Below are 16,381 nucleotides of genomic sequence, written 5' to 3' on the forward strand. Positions count from 1 at the left end.
AATGTAGACAAACTATACAATGTACGTTGTCCAACAAAATTCCGCACATACGAGAGGAGTTTATAAAACTATGCGCTACGTTATCATAACAGGAACTTCACAAGGTTTAGGGGAGGCAATTGCCGCGCAATTATTAGAAGAAAGCACAACCATCATCTCTATTTCTAGAAGAGAAAATAAAGAGCTTACTAAACTTGCAGAGCAATATAACAGCAATTGTATTTTCCATTCCTTAGATCTTCAAGATGTACATCATTTAGAAACTAACTTTAACGAAATCATTTCATCCATTAAAGAAGACAATGTATCTTCTATTCATTTAATTAATAATGCGGGTACAGTTGCACCTATGAAGCCGATTGAAAAAGCAGAAAGCGAACAATTCATTACGAACGTTCACATTAATTTACTTGCCCCTATGATTCTTACATCTATGTTCATGAAACATACGAAAGACTGGAAAGTAGATAAACGCGTTGTAAACATTTCATCTGGTGCAGGAAAAAAACCTTACTTTGGCTGGGGCGCTTATTGTACTACGAAAGCTGGTGTAAATATGTTTACACAATGCGTAGCGACTGAAGAAGAGGAAAAAGAATATCCAGTAAAAATCGTCGCTTTTGCACCTGGTGTTGTGGATACAAATATGCAAGCACAAATTCGTGAAACAAATAAAGAAGACTTCACAAATTTAGACCGATTCATCACACTAAAAGAAGAAGGAAAGCTATTATCACCTGAATATGTGGCAAAAGCTATTCGTAACTTACTAGAAACTGAGAACTTCCCGCAAGGCGAGGTTATTAGAATTGATGAATAATAAAAAGGTGTGCTAAAATAGCACGCCTTTTTATTCTACTTCTCTAAAAATATGAGCACAGACTCCGCAATTTGTTCATAACCAATTTCTTGATAAATTTTATTAGATGTCGGATTGGCTAAATCAGTATATAGTGTAGTCGTCTTGTACCCTTCGTCTAACATACGTTGACTGAGTGCCGCTACACAATTAGATGCGTACCCTTTTTTTCGTGCTTCTTTCGGGGTATAAACGAAATTTACTGTTATATTATTTGTAGTTGGTCTCGTTTTTGCAGCTACAGAAACGAGTTTCCCATCTACTTCTAGACCAAATAGACGATTATTAGTGATTAATGTATGTGCGGTTTGTTCCGCTTCTTCTTTCGTAGTTGGGAGCTTCACATCTTCACAAAATTGATATATCCATTTTTCTATTAATGGCAACTCATCATTAGTTATTTCTCGAAAAATTCCATCCTCGTTCCACTTCTTCTTAATTTGTTGTAATGCATATACACCTTGTTTCATTACAACATTCGTTTTCTTATTTTCTAACACCGCAATCTCTTCAGCTAATTTCTGTACAATTTCCTTATTACCGATCAATCCAGGAATGTCCGGATATACTTTCGATAACTCTTTTGCAAGTTTCACTATATCTACTTCCGAATTTTCAGAAGTTGCAACAATCATTTGTATCTTCTCTTCTGTTTGAAGAAATACAACTGTAATTTCTTCTCCTCGTTTCGCTACCCCCATAAACGTCGGTTCTTGAGCTACTTGTAATATACCTAACATTAAATTATTTTCCTGCTCATTCTTTTCTAAAAATGGTGTAACATCTTCTTTAAAATGAAGAATCTCTTTATATACGTGTAATTGAATCATCGACAATCTCTTCTCTCCATTTATATTTTAATTAAGTATTGGCGATTAATTCATTAAATCCTTCTTTTACGATTCGATAATATTTGAAACTAATATGTTCAAATTATATTCAGCTCGTAATATTCTCCGTTTTTCCGTTTCAAATCGCTCTTCTTCATTTTGAAATGACTCTTTACGCTTTTGAATCATTCGTTCCATCTCTTTTTTACTCGGTCCTCCGTATACATTTCTTTTTTGAATAAAAGCTTCTGGCGATATAATTTCTTTCCACTCTTTTTCTAATAAATGTATTTTAAATTTTTCTTGTAAGTATATATTTACATCTTTGAAATGTAATTCATGAAGCTCCTTTTTCTGCACCAATGACATATTAGCAATCGTACTTGCTGCATGATGAGCATGCCGAAATGGAATTTTATAGTTTTTTGTTAAAACATCTGCAAAATCAGTTATCGTTATTGCATGTTTATAGGAACGACTTTTTAACGTTTCTTCTTCTACTTTCATCGTTCGAATGACTGCATTCATAATAGAAAATACGCGAATCGTCTTTTCGATTCCTTTATATAAATACGGCTGTAAGTCATCTTCCGTATCGACAATATCCCCAAATGGTGTATTATGAATCATTTGAAATACTGTAAATGCTTCTCCTAAAGCGCTACTCGTAATAGCACGAGCATGCTCAATTGAAACTGGATTTCGTTTTTGTGGCATAATACTACTAATTTGCACATATGGCTTCGCAACAGTAATACCATCATATTCTTTCGTCGCTAATAATAAGAAGTCATGAATCCATCTACTCGTATTTGTCATCATTATCATAAGTAACGAGCTAACATCTAATAAATAATCCGCTCCAGCGACAGCATCATATGAGTTCTCAATTACATTTGTAAACCCAAGTAAATGAGAAACTCGTTCTCGTTTAATCGGAAAACTTGTTGTTGAAAGTGCAGCTGCCCCCATCGGAGACTGATTTAAAATTTGGTACGTTTTTTTCATTCGTTCTAAGTCTCTTTGCATCGTATCATAAATTGCTAACATATAATGACCAAACGTTGTTGGCTGTGCTGGTTGTGTATGTGTATAAGCTGGCATAACTGTTCCCTTATGATCATCAGCAAGTTGCAATATACTTTCTTGCAATAATAAATGGTGTTCCATTAATCGTAATACATATCGTCTTAAGCTCATACGATACATCGTTACTCCCATATCATTTCTACTTCGACCGATATGCATATTACTTACAAAATCACACTTTGCTTCCTGAGAAATTAAATGTTCAACTAAAAAAAAGAGATCTTCATGTTGTTCTGTATATCGCAATTGATCTTTGGGCATTCCTTCTACCTTTTTTAGTGCTTTTAATATAACTGTAGCTTCTTCTTTTTTTATTAAACTTTCTTCAGTCAGCATCATAATATGCGCTTTATGCACTTGAAACATATCTTTTAATAAGTAGTTATGCTGAAAATTAAATACATGTTGTAATACACAATCCACATATGTTTTCCCAGGGAAATCAGCGCCTTCATTCTTTATAAATTCTTCTTTACTCTGTTTCATCACCTTTTCCCCTTTCACCTAAGTATTACTACCCATCATACCCAGAGATAGTAAAAAAGTGCTTATACATAAAGTGAAACTTTAATTAGTCCTTACCAATCGGCCTTTTACAGGCAGTTGTACTCCCACCTAACTCTCTCGCATTCGCCCAATTTTGAGATGGGAGTCTTACTGTCCACAAATAGCGGGACAAAAATAAACTCGGTGCTTTATGCACCGAGTTTATTTAATAAAAGTCGCATCATACTTATCACTTTGCAACACTTGGAAATGTAAATTTGCTAAATGTTTACGTATTTCTGCACTGTCATCTTCATTTAAATTATTCGCTAAAAATACAATTTCTGTACAGTTCCCGCGCTTATCCATAGCATAAACCGCTTTTGTAACCGTCCATGGCGTATACCCATTCTTTTGTCCTGCGTGTCTGAATGTTTTACGATATTTCTTGGCACTCATATCTGTTTCAACGATACTTGCCCACACTTTTTCTTCAGCTTCTGTCAGGCCACCTTTATGGTTTGCCTTTTGCAGCAATACCATATAATCGTTTGCTGACGCAGCTGGTAATCTATCTGACCAAATTTTATCATAACGTTCCCCTAAATAAAGAGGAATTTCTTTCTGTAATAATGACCCCTTCTTTTTTAAGCGCTCATGAATAATCATCGCATATTCACGATATTGCTCTTGAGTCATTTCTTTTAATTTTTTCTCTATTTTATATTTTGGAACATGTAATTCTTTATGCAAATATCCCGGGATATATAAAGATGAAACAATCGGAAATAGTGGTTGATGTGCAGGGAGCGATAAACTTTGTAAATTTCGATTAATGTTATCTAATCCTAACACTTCCATTAAATATTCCGCATTAGCATTCGAACTAAACTTAACCATTCCTTTTGCCACGTCTTCTAAAGTAACGGCTCCTTCAGTTATCTTGCCTGTCTTCTCCAAATACCTTTGCCATCTATCTTGTGCACCACCATCTGTATTCGGTACATAATATCGATTGACATCATTAATTGAAACGAAACTAGCCGGGTCAATTTTCCCTTCTGTAACTTGTTTCGTATATTCAAGCGCCACAATTAATTTCATCGTACTAGCAACTGGTAATACAACATTTGGATTTACAGAATAAACAACTTTATCATTTCTCTTTACTAGAAGCGCACTATTTTTTTCATCTTTATGTTCTTCAATAAAAGATGCGATATACTGTGCATCATCGTTATTTGAACTCCACACTTTTTTCACTAAAAAGTTACCCGATATTACCAAAACGAAAATACCCACAATCATTGCGCATACTATAGTTTTTTTCAAGTAAAATTCCTCTCCTATTGTGCAACTCTTCTCTCTTTATCTAAAAAAACAAAATAATGGAGATGGTTATTTAAGTAACCATCTCCATTATTTTAACTTGTATTCTCCTATTATGTCTACGTCATAATTTTCACGAAATCTTCGAGAAATTTTTTATAATGTAACGACCAGCCAATTCGAACCCAATTTTTTAAGGCTTTTGAGTCAGGTTGTGGACGGAAATCAGCAATACTTTCGCCCTTTGCAATTCCAACAGTATCTACATCGACACGGCGGTACACATAATCTAAAAGGGACGGATTCGCCGCGACCATCATTGTGACAACGTCATGTACTGGACTTCCTGTTATTTTCGGGTTCAACTTTTTATAGGCTTTATAATAATACGTAAAAATCGGTTCAATTAATGTATTAAAACTCGTTTTAGAGTGTTTCGTAATATATTTTACCATCTCTGGCGTTATAATTGCCTCGGATGTAACATTAAGCGGCACTAATGTTACATTCTTCGCATTTTGCATAACTAACTGTGACGCAATCGGATCGCCATGAAAATTCGCCTCCGCCACTGGTGTAACATTGCCAGGCATTAAAAAAGCACCGCCCATTATATAATATTCTTTTACATATTTCATCATCGGCTTTTCTAAAATAAACGCTGTCGCTAATGTCGTTGACCTACCGGCATCAACTATTATTAATTCTCCTTTATACTTTTCAAGAATATCAAAAAATGCACAAAAAGATTTTATATTTGGTGAAAAAGCTTTCGGAGGCTTAATTGGTCCTAAACCGTCTGCTCCATGAATTTCTGGATAATACGTTGTAACATCTCCAGATAAAGGAATTTTCGCACCATTAATAACAGGTATATCTTCCCGTCCTGCCATTTGCAATAAATACGCAGCATTACTTGTTGCCTTTTCTTGCGTTACATTTCCATATCCGGTTACAACACCAACAATATCAATATCAGGATGCATAATTCCATACATGATGGCTAAAGAGTCATCAATTCCCGGGTCTCCCAAAAATAACACTTTTTTCATCGACCTCAACTCCATCCCCTCAGTTGTTATTAATTTATGAATAGCCCTACATATACAGAATAAAAAAGATGAATTTTATAAAAAAACGCAGTCCTATACGGACTACGTTCTTCATCTAGCCTATGCTGTTTTTTTCACAGCAATCATACTTCCCACTATGTAAGCGATAAACGCAAAGCAAATTGGGAAGACAACTGTATGTATACCGAACGGATTTGGGTAGAAAAGATGAATACACATATATGAGCCTACCCCAACTAAAATGGAAGCAAGCGCTCCAGTTGCATTCCCTTTTCTCCAATATAACCCTAAGACGATCGGCCAAATGAATGCTGCTTCTAATCCACCGAAAGAAAATAAATTTAACCATATTAAAAAATCTGGTGGTTTAATCGCCGCTGCATAAACGAGCAGTCCTACAATACCCGTAATCCACAAACTTCCTTTTTTTATCGTACTGTCTGCTGCATCCTTATTTATGTAATTTACATATATATCTTTAATAATCGATGAACTTACAAGTAACAATAGCGAATTTACTGTAGACATAATCGCTGCCATTGGTGCCGCTAAGAAAACGCCAGCTAGCCAAGGCGGCAACACTTCCATCGCGAGTAGCGGCATGACTTTATCTGGTACCGTTATACCAGGAAGTACTACTCGTGCAAATACACCCGTTAAATGCATCCCGATCATAATTGTACCAACGACAACCGTTCCAATGATTAGAGCTTGATGCATAGCTTTTGAATTTTTATAAGACATAGCACGCACACTAATTTGTGGTAAACCGACAACGCCAATTCCAATTAAAATCCAAAACGATGTAACATATGATTTCGTTAAACTACCATCTGCTCCGAATGGTGTAATTAAATTCGGATTGATTTGAACAAGTTCCTGCATAATCTTTTCAATTCCACCACCAGCAATAACAGTAGCAACTAAAATGATTGTCGTTCCAACTAACATAATGATACCTAATAACGTATCTGATAACGCAACTGCGCGGAACCCACCAATTAATACGTACACAAGTACAGAAAAAGTAAATAAAAATAGTGCTGTTGTATAAGATAGACCTGTTAGCGACTCAATTAATCGTCCACCGCCGACCCACTGGGCTACTGTTGCTGAAAATAAAAAGATAATAATACATAACGCCGAAAGTATAACAACCGCTTTATTAGCGTATCTTCCTTTTAAATAATCGATAAGCGTAATTGCTTCCATCTTCCTAGCAATAATTGCAAACTTTTTACCGATAACCGTTAAAACGATATAACCTGTTACAACTTGAATCGCAGATAATAATACCCATCCAAGTCCCATATTGTAAGCAATACCAGGGCCACCAATGAAACTACTTGCACTACCGTACGTAGCAATCATTGTCATCGCTAATAATAAACCGCCAAGCTCACGTCCACCAAGAAAATATTCTTGCAAAAATTTATTATGAGCAGTCGCTTGTACGCGTCTTGAAGCATATATACCAATTAAAAATACAACGATAAACGAAATTATCATTGGAATGATTACATACCAATTCATCTATTATTCCTCACTTTTTTATTCCTCATCGAGTGAAATATCTTGAAATACAAAACGAACAACTAAACTAAGCAAAATAACCATTACGACAAATCCAACAATACAACTATAAAAAAACCATGCTGGAAAACCGAATACATATGTATATTCACTTGGATTTTTACTACCAAGCCCATAAGCAAATCCGTACCATATTATAAAATTGATAATAGCAAGTCCAAGACCAATTAACGCTTCTCTATGGGCGATTCGAAAGCGTGGATCATCATGATAATTCTTCATTTTCTCCCTCCTCTCACGATGTATTATTGTACCATTGTTCTTCTAGTTTTTCCTACTAGAAAGCAAAAACAAGCAGGATTTTTTATAATTATATAGAAGACTCTCTTACATTACATATTTTTTACAATTGTAACACAAATGAAATTTGAATTTTCAGTAATTATTAATTATGATTTTAATTAGAGGCTTTCCATCTAGTTCCTACATCCTTGATTTCGGAATAAACGCCGTCTCGTACTGCGTTTACATTATATTTTCAAGGGGGTTATACAATGAGTCAACTAGCTGTAAATCTTCATGAAAAGGTAGAAAAGTTTCTTCAAGGAACGAAAAAGTTATATGTGAATGGATCTTTCGTTGAAAGCGCTTCCGGTAAAACGTTTAAAACGCCTAACCCTGCAACTGGCGAAACGCTTGCCATCGTTTCTGAAGCTGGTCGCGAAGATATTCATAAAGCTGTAGTCGCAGCTCGCATGGCTTTTGACGAAGGTCCTTGGTCTCGCATGAGCACTGCTGAACGAAGCCGCCTTATGTACAAGCTTGCCGATTTAATGGAAGAACATAAAGAAGAGCTTGCACAGCTCGAAACGTTAGATAACGGAAAGCCAATCCGTGAAACAATGGCAGCAGACATACCACTTGCAATTGAGCATATGCGCTATTATGCTGGCTGGGCGACGAAAATCGTTGGTCAAACAATTCCTGTTTCCGGTGATTACTTTAACTATACACGCCATGAAGCTGTTGGTGTCGTTGGTCAAATTATCCCTTGGAACTTCCCGCTTCTTATGGCAATGTGGAAAATGGGAGCGGCGCTTGCTACAGGATGTACAATCGTTTTAAAACCTGCAGAACAAACTCCACTATCCGCTCTATACTTAGCTGAATTAATTGAAGAAGCTGGATTCCCGAAAGGTGTTATTAATATCGTTCCTGGATTCGGTGAATCAGCTGGACAAGCTCTCGTTAATCATCCACTCGTTGATAAAATTGCATTTACTGGTTCTACTCCAGTTGGCAAACAAATTATGAGACAAGCATCCGAATCATTAAAACGTGTTACTTTAGAACTTGGTGGTAAATCACCAAATATTATTTTACCAGACGCCGACTTATCTCGCGCTATTCCTGGTGCACTTTCTGGTGTTATGTTTAACCAAGGACAAGTATGCTCTGCTGGATCACGCTTATTTATTCCGAAGAAAATGTATGATAATGTCATGGCTGATCTCGTCCTTTATTCTAAAAAATTAAATCAAGGTGCTGGTCTAAGTCCAGAAACTACAATCGGTCCTCTCGTTTCCGAAGAACAACAAAAACGTGTAATGGGCTTCATTGAAAAAGGGATTGAAGAAGGCGCTGAAGTACTTTGCGGAGGAAGTAATCCATTTGATCAAGGCTACTTCGTTTCTCCTACAGTATTCGCCGACGTCAATGATGAGATGACAATCGCAAAAGAAGAAATTTTCGGTCCAGTTATTTCTGCAATACCGTTTAACGATATTGATGAAGTAATTGAACGTGCGAATAAATCACAATTTGGCTTGGCAGCTGGTGTATGGACAGAAAATGTTAAGACAGCACACTATGTTGCAAGTAAAGTACGCGCAGGTACAGTATGGGTAAACTGTTATAACGTCTTTGATGCAGCATCTCCATTTGGAGGATTTAAACAATCTGGTCTTGGCCGTGAAATGGGATCTTACGCATTAAATAACTATACAGAAGTGAAGAGCGTTTGGTTAAACTTAAATTAAATCGAAAGAACCTGATCCACTCGGTCAGGTTCTTTTCATTATGTATTCCTTTAAACTTGCAGCCCTCCGCTCACATTTAATACTTCTCCTGTAATATAGGATGCGTATTCTGACGCTAAAAAGGCCGCCGCGTTCGCAATATCTTCTGGCGTTCCAATTCTACCAACCGGAATCGCTCCAACCATTTTTTCTTTTACTTTATCCGGTATTGTTTTTGTCATATCCGTATCCATAAATCCTGGACAAATTGCATTACAAGTAATACCGAAGCTTCCAACTTCTTTCGCTGCTGTTTTCGTTAAACCGACAACGCCAGCTTTCGTTGCCGCATAATTTGCTTGTCCAATATTCCCTTCTCTACTTATTGAAGAAATATTAATAATACGCCCATATTGTTGTTGTCTCATATAAAGAAGAGCTGGCTGCATACAATAAAAAACGCCAGTTAAGTTTACTTGTAATACTTGTTCCCAAGCTGATTTCTCCATCTTATGTAACATTGCATCTTTTGTAATTCCAGCGTTATTTACTAAAATATGCAGTGTCCCAAATTTTTGAACTGCATACTCAATTAATGATTTCGCTTCATTTTGATTACTTACATCACATCGATATAAGCTTACTTCATATCCTTCGTCCGATAATTCACGTGTCGTTTTTTGTAACTTTTCTTCATTTACATCACTAATTAAAACTTTAGCCCCAAGCCTCGCAAAAACTCGTGCAATTTCTTTTCCAATTCCTTGGGCGCCACCTGTTACAACAGCTGTTTTCCCATTTAAAAATTCCATCCCTATCCCCCATTTCTATTACTTATACTGTATATTTCGGCTCTTTGCTTTCCAAATCCTCTTTGTATAAAAAAGTCTATTTGTGTCAAACTAACTTTGCAACGTCGCATTAAGTACAAGGAGCTTGTGTCGAATGAACAAAAAGAATTTCAAACAAAACAAAGCTACTGATGGCATTGATGTTGAGTTCTCCCGAGAACTCGCTGACCACAATGACTTAGAAGCAAACGCACGTGCGAATGCCGCTGATGCACGTCAAAAACGCCAGTCAACAGAAAAATAAGGGTAAATCATAACCTTATTCTTTTCAACAGGGACCTACTACCCAACAAAATAAACCGAGAAACATCTCTCGGTTTATTTTTTATACTTTTTTGCATAATGGGCCAAAGTAAGTAACGGATATATATGAGCATAACTATGATAACGAATATAAAATCCACCTGGTAAACCTGTTCCAGTAGGATATTTTTCATTTACATAAGGATTCGCAAGCAAATATGAAATACCTTTTCGAATAGCTGGTGTTTCTTTATCATAGTAAGAAATAAGAGCATCTAAAGCCCATGCTGTTTGCGATGGTGTACTAAATGGTAAAGTAGCAAATCTTTTTTCCACACTACTTTGACAAGATTCTCCCCAGCCACCATCTTCATGCTGTATATGTTCAAGCCATAAAGTTGCTCGTTTTAAAGAAGGGTGAGCAGAAGTAATTCCTAACGCCAGTAAGCCAGTCATCACTGCCCATGTACCATATATATAACAAATGCCCCATTTTCCATACCACGATCCATTTTCCTCCTGTTCATTCATTAACCAGTTGATTGCACTTTGTTTTTGTTTCTCGGGCAATTCATTTTGCGTATATGTCCCGAAAAACTCTAACACTCTGCCTGTAATATCTGGTGTAGAAGGATCCGTAATCATATCGCTTGCGTTTTCGATTGGTAAATTCGCTAATAACTTGCTTGTCACGCCTTTTTCAAATGCTCCCCAACCACCATCATTATTTTGTAATCCTTTAATCCAATTCGTCCCTTTCTTCCAAGCATCATCCACATTTCCGTTCCCTCTACTTTGTGCCAATGCTCTTAACACAGCTGTTGTATCATCAACATCAGGAACTGTCGTATTCACATCAGAAAAACCCCAACCGCCCGGAATAAGCGCGGGCGCATGCACACTCCAATCAGCTTTTTTCTTATGTTGTTTTTTTAATAAATATGCTGACGCATTTTGAATCATTTTACTTTCTTTCGAAACACGAGCCTCTTGCAACGCATAACTAAGTAATGCTGTATCCCATACAGTTGACGGGGAATTTTGTAAATGGTTCCCTCTTTCCATCTTCCATATATAAGATGTTATCCCCGTTATAGCCTTTTGAATCATTGGCGATTGAATAGAATGTCCTAGCGCAAGTAAAGCATAAATCATATAAAACGAAGCACTTGCGTAACTATATAACGTTCCATTCTCATCGATACGCTCTTTCATAAAACGTTCTACTTCCTCATTTCCTTTATGATGTAAGGAAAGCGGATAAGATATAATTTGTTTCACATTACCTAATAATGTTTGAAACATTGGAGATTGGTCCTCCCGAAACCATTCTCCGCCCCCGCCCGCAATATGATTTAAATTAGGCAGTAACTTTTTCCCTACACGAAACCTTTTATTTAAACACAACATCATCGGAATTAAATGGATACGTGCCGAACTACTTAATTCAAATATACTGAGGGGGGAATCATTTTGCAGAAACATAATCGGTGTTGGCAAATGAAAGAGCGAAGGATATTCATACTCTCCATGAATCGCTAATAAAAACTTCGTCATAAAATGAGCACGCGCCACTCCCCCACGCTCTGTAATAAACATTTCCGCTCGCTTCATATTCGCATCTTCTTTTGTATACTTTTTCGAAGCAAGTAGGGCAGCATAAGATTGAATGGTAGCAGATAAATTGCCCCCCATTTCATCATCATACAATTTCCATGTCCCTTCATTCGTTTGGAGTGAAGCTAATCTTTTTACAAACGGTTCTACCTCTTTATCTCTACCTAATAATGTTAATAAAAATATCATATGGCAATCAGTTAATGGTGCTCCTTCAAAACAGAATCTCCACGTACCATCTTGCCTTTGCATCGTTTGAAGTGCAGTTGTCCTTCTCGCTATTTCTTCATGCACTTTTTCATATAATAACAAGGCATTCACCTACCCTTTCGAAATCCGTATAACGATATTCAAAAAAGCAACCGAATATGTGTAAAAACAAAGAAAAGCAGAACACATATTATGTTCTGCTCATAAGCAATATCCCACTCCGACAATAACCCCTAATAAAGCACCCACTACTACTTCATACGGTGTATGTCCGACAAGCTCATTTAACTTCTTATATTCTGTTTGTTTACCATGAAAAAATTCATTCAATATTTTCGCCTGTTTACTTACCGCAAGCCTTACTCCTGAAGCGTCATACATAACAATGATTGCAAAGATTGCAGCCACTGCAAATATGGTACTTTCCACACCTTCCACAACTCCAACACCTGTCGCAAGCGCTGTAACAGTTGAAGCATGAGAACTTGGCATCCCACCTGAAGCAAAAAATTTTGCAAAATCAAATTCACCCGTTTTAACTAATTTAAAGACTACTTTTGTTAACTGTGCTATAAACCACGAAATTACAGCAGCCATCAGCGGATCATTATGTAAAATTGTTTCCATGTTCTCAGCTCCCTACTAGCTATAATGGAAATTCTATATAGTATCAGTATAAAGAAAAATGCGTAGAAAATACTACGCATTATGATACTTTTGCTGATTTATTTTTTATAAATTTCGGTTGTTTCTGCACTAAAAACTTTGTCTTCGCTATTGAAAATACAAATAAAGCAACCCATATACAGAAAAATGCCATCATATGAGTAGATGTAAAATGTTCACCAAATACAAATACACCTAAAATTAAACTAATCGTTGGCGCAATATATTGTAAAAAGCCTACCATATAAAGCGGAATAAGTTGTGCTCCTTTTGCAAAATAAAATAGTGGTAGTGCTGTAACAATACCTGCTCCTATTAAAAGTAACGTCGATAGCATTGAAATAGCTCCAAATGAACCGAAACCATGTACCCCTGTCATAACGAGATAAATGAGCGCAAACGGCGTCACTAACATCGTTTCCATCGTAAGCCCAATCGTCGCATCATAGTTTAACAATTTTTTCGTTAATCCGTATAATCCAAATGAAAAGGCAAGTGATAAAGAAACCCATGGAATGGATCCAAAACGTATTGTTAAAATGATAACCCCTACTCCAGCTAAACCTACTGCAACATATTGCCAAAAGTTTAACTTTTCCTTTAATACGACTGTACCAAGTAAAATACTAATAAGTGGATTAATATAATACCCAAGACTCGCTTCAATGACATGATTATGATTAACGGCCCATATGTAGACAAACCAATTCCCACTAATCAAAATTGAAGCAATTGTTAATGACATTAATAATTTAGGTCGTTTAAAAAGATTCACAAACTCCCCAACAAACTGACGAAATCTCTTCGTAACAGCTAATACGATTAACATAAAAACGAACGCCCAAACAATGCGGTGTGCTAATATTTCATCTGCTGGAACTTCCTCAACCCATTTCCAATAAATCGGTAGGATTCCCCACATCGTATAAGCACCAGCCGCATATATAATCCCTTTTTTTTGCTGTGCTGATTGACTCCCCATCTTCCTTTTCTCCTCTTCTCGTTTTTCTCCATTATACGGTCCCACATGCTCACTTTACCAATAATCAATCTGCAATTCTTTCGACATTTCTCATACAGTAAAAAGTAAACATACTGTGATAACGACAAGTAACGGTATACCGAAAACAAATTTCTTTTTATGAGTTTTATGGTGAAACACATACATACCGATCCAAGCACCAACTGCGCCCCCAGCTGCCGCTGATAAAAACAACGTACTTTCTGGCGTTCTCCACTGTTTCTTCTTCGCTTTTCGTTTATCAAGCCCCATAAGGCTAAAAGCTATAATGTTAATAATAATAAAATAAATCCATTTCATCGCTTTCTCTCCCTATGAAAAATTCGCTTAATGGTAACATGAAAAAACGATGGAAACAACTGAAGAACACTTTTTATCAAACTAGTTTAATTCGTTACCTTCGTATTTATATAACCAATTAAAATCGCAGTTATAGCAATTAAATAGAAAGATGTTATGAGCAGGATCTTATATTTCATTCCCTTCACCCACTACCATATCATCGAAAAAACTACTCTCAATTACTTTCTCATCAAAATAAAGAACTACAATTAGCCCTACATATAATGAGACGAAATTTAAAAACCATTCCCCATTATCATCTTTCTTAGCTAAGCATTTAAATATCTCTTGAAATTGCATACGCTCATCTGTAGCAACAACCGGTCGCACACCAAAATATTTCAATACAAAATGTAAATCAAGCTGCACGGATAATGATAAAATATATTTTAATAGCTCCGTATAATCAGCAACACTTTTTTGACTATATAACTTCACAAGCTTTTGATGTAAATGAGGAATCGATAATTGTTCTTCAATCACTTTTGTTGCTTCTATCATTTCAATCATCTTCTTCATATCCATTACATTCACCCCTCTTGTAAAAAAACAAAGCCAAATAGTATTTATCTTATAAAGAGCAATAATTGTGCATTTCTAGTCTCTCTTTCTTCTTCACTAACTAAATCATACTTTTTTAGAAGATGAAAGACATCATTTAATATTTCTTGTGAGTGATTCCCTTGCAAAAATCCCTTTAACTCTTCAAAAATCATTTCCGATAAAAAGCTCTTTTGACTTTCAAGCTTATTCATTACATCTTCAATAGAATGATCAATACTACATGCCATATTAAACTTCCTCCTCTATCCTCTATAAATAATATCTTCTGCTAATGCAGTAAATACTTCTCCAACGAGAGAGTCTTCATCATATACAGATGAATCGTTATTTTCTTCACGTTTTGCAAAAGGTATTTGTGCAATTACTTCTGTTTGCAATTGTTCTGCTAACATTTCGCCGCCCCCTTTTCCGAAGAGATAATTTTTCGATCCATCTTGTTCTTCGTAATAAGCCATATTTTCCACAATTCCTACAATCTCGTGTTTTGTATGTTTTGCCATTACGCCTACTCTAGAAGCTACAAATGAAGCTACATTGTGCGGCGTTGTAACGATAATTTCTTTCGCCTGTGGGATCATCGCTGCAACATCAATGGCAACATCTCCTGTACCAGGTGGTAAATCGAGAAGTAAATAATCTAAATCTCCCCAGTGTGTATTCGCAAGGAAGTTTTGAATGCATTTATTTAACATCGGTCCACGCCACATGACTGGATTATTTCCTTCTGTAAAAAATCCCATTGACATAATTTTAACACCGTGACTAACGACTGGAATTGCTGTTTGATCAATCATTGTTGGTTTTTGATTCGTTTCCATCATAGCCGGAATGCTAAAACCATATATGTCTGCATCTAAAATCCCAACCTTTTTACCCATTCTAGCTAAGGCAGTAGCAAGATTAATTGTCACCGTTGATTTTCCGACTCCGCCTTTCCCACTCGTTACAGTAATAAAATGTACACCTGAATCATGACGGAGCATGCTTGGCATACCTGTTTCTGTTCTACTATTTTTCTTTAATTTTTCTGTTAGCATAGCTCTTTCTTCTTGTGTCATCGAACCAAATGTTACATCCACTTTAGATGCACCAATTGCGTGAAGGGACTCTTCCACATCTTGTTGAATTTTCGCCTTTAACGGACAACCTTGAATGGTTAACACTACTTCAAGCTTAACCTCTGTTCCATGTATTTGTACATTTCTAACCATATTTAATTCTACAACACTTTTGTGTAACTCTGGATCCTCTACATGTTGTAATGCGTTCATTATTTGTTCTTGAGTAAGCATAGAGCTCATCCCTTCTCTTATTCTAATATATATATAGCATCTTCTTATTACTTCAACTGATGAAAGTTTCCATCTATTTTTTAATGTCTTTAATAGTCATCGTTGCGAGAAAGCATTATTATCCCCCACTTACAGGCGGGATTAATGCGACGATATCTCCAGCTTTTATCATCTCTTCATTCGTTACAAACTCTTCATTAATTGCAACCATTACTGTACCCAAAGATTGCAAATGATAACTATCTTTCAACCATTCATTTAATTGTCCAACAGTCATTTCTTTTTTTTCTGAAATTATTAATTGATCCGATCCGACTTCCTCACGCAAATTTGCAAACAGTAAAATTGTAATCATTTT

At 36.1% G+C, this 16,381-nt stretch carries 18 protein-coding genes; 3 read left to right on the top strand and 15 right to left on the bottom strand.

All coding sequences use genetic code 11. The features are described 5' to 3' along the window. Positions 1-70 precede the first annotated feature (70 nt). Positions 71-820, top strand: a complete 750-nt coding sequence (locus JDS81_RS10490; RefSeq protein ID WP_001271041.1) for a (S)-benzoin forming benzil reductase — start codon at positions 71-73, stop codon at positions 818-820. 35 nt (positions 821-855) lie between these two features. Here JDS81_RS10490 and JDS81_RS10495 read toward each other — a convergent pair whose 3' ends face one another. From JDS81_RS10495 to JDS81_RS10520, 6 genes are all read right to left on the bottom strand, one after another. Beyond that, positions 856-1,695, bottom strand: coding sequence for a GNAT family N-acetyltransferase (locus JDS81_RS10495; protein ID WP_139138342.1), 840 nt, complete (start codon positions 1,693-1,695; stop codon positions 856-858). A 60-nt stretch (positions 1,696-1,755) separates the two neighbouring features. Next, positions 1,756-3,264: an argininosuccinate lyase gene (gene argH, locus JDS81_RS10500; protein ID WP_087950577.1), complete on the bottom strand. Its 1,509-nt coding sequence runs from the start codon at positions 3,262-3,264 to the stop codon at positions 1,756-1,758. A 222-nt stretch (positions 3,265-3,486) separates the two neighbouring features. Beyond that, a complete protein-coding gene (locus tag JDS81_RS10505) occupies positions 3,487-4,596 on the bottom strand; it encodes a serine hydrolase (protein WP_097953643.1) in 1,110 nt (369 codons plus the stop codon). Between the two features lie 116 nt (positions 4,597-4,712). Then, positions 4,713-5,645 carry a nucleoside hydrolase gene (locus JDS81_RS10510; protein WP_097953644.1) on the bottom strand — a complete coding sequence of 311 codons (933 nt, stop codon included), beginning with the start codon at positions 5,643-5,645 and terminating at the stop codon, positions 4,713-4,715. Between the two features lie 120 nt (positions 5,646-5,765). Continuing rightward, positions 5,766-7,199 (bottom strand): sodium/pantothenate symporter, encoded by a 1,434-nt coding sequence (gene panF / locus JDS81_RS10515; protein WP_097953645.1) that lies wholly within the window; start codon positions 7,197-7,199, stop codon positions 5,766-5,768. Between the two features lie 18 nt (positions 7,200-7,217). After that, positions 7,218-7,481 (bottom strand): YhdT family protein, encoded by a 264-nt coding sequence (locus JDS81_RS10520; protein WP_097953646.1) that lies wholly within the window; start codon positions 7,479-7,481, stop codon positions 7,218-7,220. A 272-nt stretch (positions 7,482-7,753) separates the two neighbouring features. Between JDS81_RS10520 and dhaS the strand changes: the two genes are divergently transcribed. After that, positions 7,754-9,238 carry an aldehyde dehydrogenase DhaS gene (gene dhaS / locus JDS81_RS10525; RefSeq protein WP_000080298.1) on the top strand — a complete coding sequence of 495 codons (1,485 nt, stop codon included), beginning with the start codon at positions 7,754-7,756 and terminating at the stop codon, positions 9,236-9,238. Between the two features lie 50 nt (positions 9,239-9,288). Here the strand turns inward: dhaS and fabG are convergent, their stop codons facing one another. After that, the gene (gene fabG, locus JDS81_RS10530) at positions 9,289-10,029 is read right to left on the bottom strand and encodes a 3-oxoacyl-ACP reductase FabG (RefSeq protein WP_000395047.1); all 741 of its coding nucleotides are present in this window, start codon (positions 10,027-10,029) and stop codon (positions 9,289-9,291) included. A 133-nt stretch (positions 10,030-10,162) separates the two neighbouring features. On the opposite strand from fabG, the gene JDS81_RS10535 reads away from it, so the two are divergent. Further along, on the top strand, positions 10,163-10,312 hold the full coding sequence (locus tag JDS81_RS10535; RefSeq protein ID WP_001035808.1) for a YfhD family protein: 150 nt from the start codon (positions 10,163-10,165) through the stop codon (positions 10,310-10,312). 74 nt (positions 10,313-10,386) lie between these two features. On the opposite strand, the gene JDS81_RS10540 is transcribed toward JDS81_RS10535, so the two are convergent. The 8 genes from JDS81_RS10540 to moaD all read right to left on the bottom strand — a co-directional run bounded on the left by JDS81_RS10540 (position 10,387) and on the right by moaD (position 16,378). Then, entirely contained in the window at positions 10,387-12,240 is a 1,854-nt protein-coding gene (locus JDS81_RS10540) for a terpene cyclase/mutase family protein (RefSeq protein ID WP_097953647.1), read from the bottom strand. A 99-nt stretch (positions 12,241-12,339) separates the two neighbouring features. Then, complete coding sequence (locus JDS81_RS10545) at positions 12,340-12,765, bottom strand: divergent PAP2 family protein (protein WP_000447810.1); 426 nt, start codon at positions 12,763-12,765, stop codon at positions 12,340-12,342. A gap of 79 nt (positions 12,766-12,844) precedes the next feature. Continuing rightward, a complete protein-coding gene (rarD, locus tag JDS81_RS10550) occupies positions 12,845-13,786 on the bottom strand; it encodes an EamA family transporter RarD (RefSeq protein ID WP_000535548.1) in 942 nt (313 codons plus the stop codon). A 90-nt stretch (positions 13,787-13,876) separates the two neighbouring features. After that, positions 13,877-14,125: a DUF1294 domain-containing protein gene (locus tag JDS81_RS10555; protein ID WP_097953648.1), complete on the bottom strand. Its 249-nt coding sequence runs from the start codon at positions 14,123-14,125 to the stop codon at positions 13,877-13,879. 168 nt (positions 14,126-14,293) lie between these two features. Continuing rightward, positions 14,294-14,692, bottom strand: a complete 399-nt coding sequence (locus JDS81_RS10560; protein WP_097953649.1) for a hypothetical protein — start codon at positions 14,690-14,692, stop codon at positions 14,294-14,296. A gap of 41 nt (positions 14,693-14,733) precedes the next feature. After that, positions 14,734-14,958: a group-specific protein gene (locus tag JDS81_RS10565; protein ID WP_097953650.1), complete on the bottom strand. Its 225-nt coding sequence runs from the start codon at positions 14,956-14,958 to the stop codon at positions 14,734-14,736. A gap of 15 nt (positions 14,959-14,973) precedes the next feature. Next, the gene (locus JDS81_RS10570; RefSeq protein WP_097953651.1) at positions 14,974-16,023 is read right to left on the bottom strand and encodes a P-loop NTPase; all 1,050 of its coding nucleotides are present in this window, start codon (positions 16,021-16,023) and stop codon (positions 14,974-14,976) included. Between the two features lie 118 nt (positions 16,024-16,141). After that, positions 16,142-16,378, bottom strand: coding sequence for a molybdopterin converting factor subunit 1 (gene moaD, locus JDS81_RS10575; RefSeq protein WP_000628492.1), 237 nt, complete (start codon positions 16,376-16,378; stop codon positions 16,142-16,144). Between the last annotated feature and the right edge of the window lie 3 nt (positions 16,379-16,381).

Source organism: Bacillus cereus group sp. N31 (assembly GCF_016483245.1).
GTDB lineage: Bacteria > Bacillota > Bacilli > Bacillales > Bacillaceae_G > Bacillus_A > Bacillus_A toyonensis.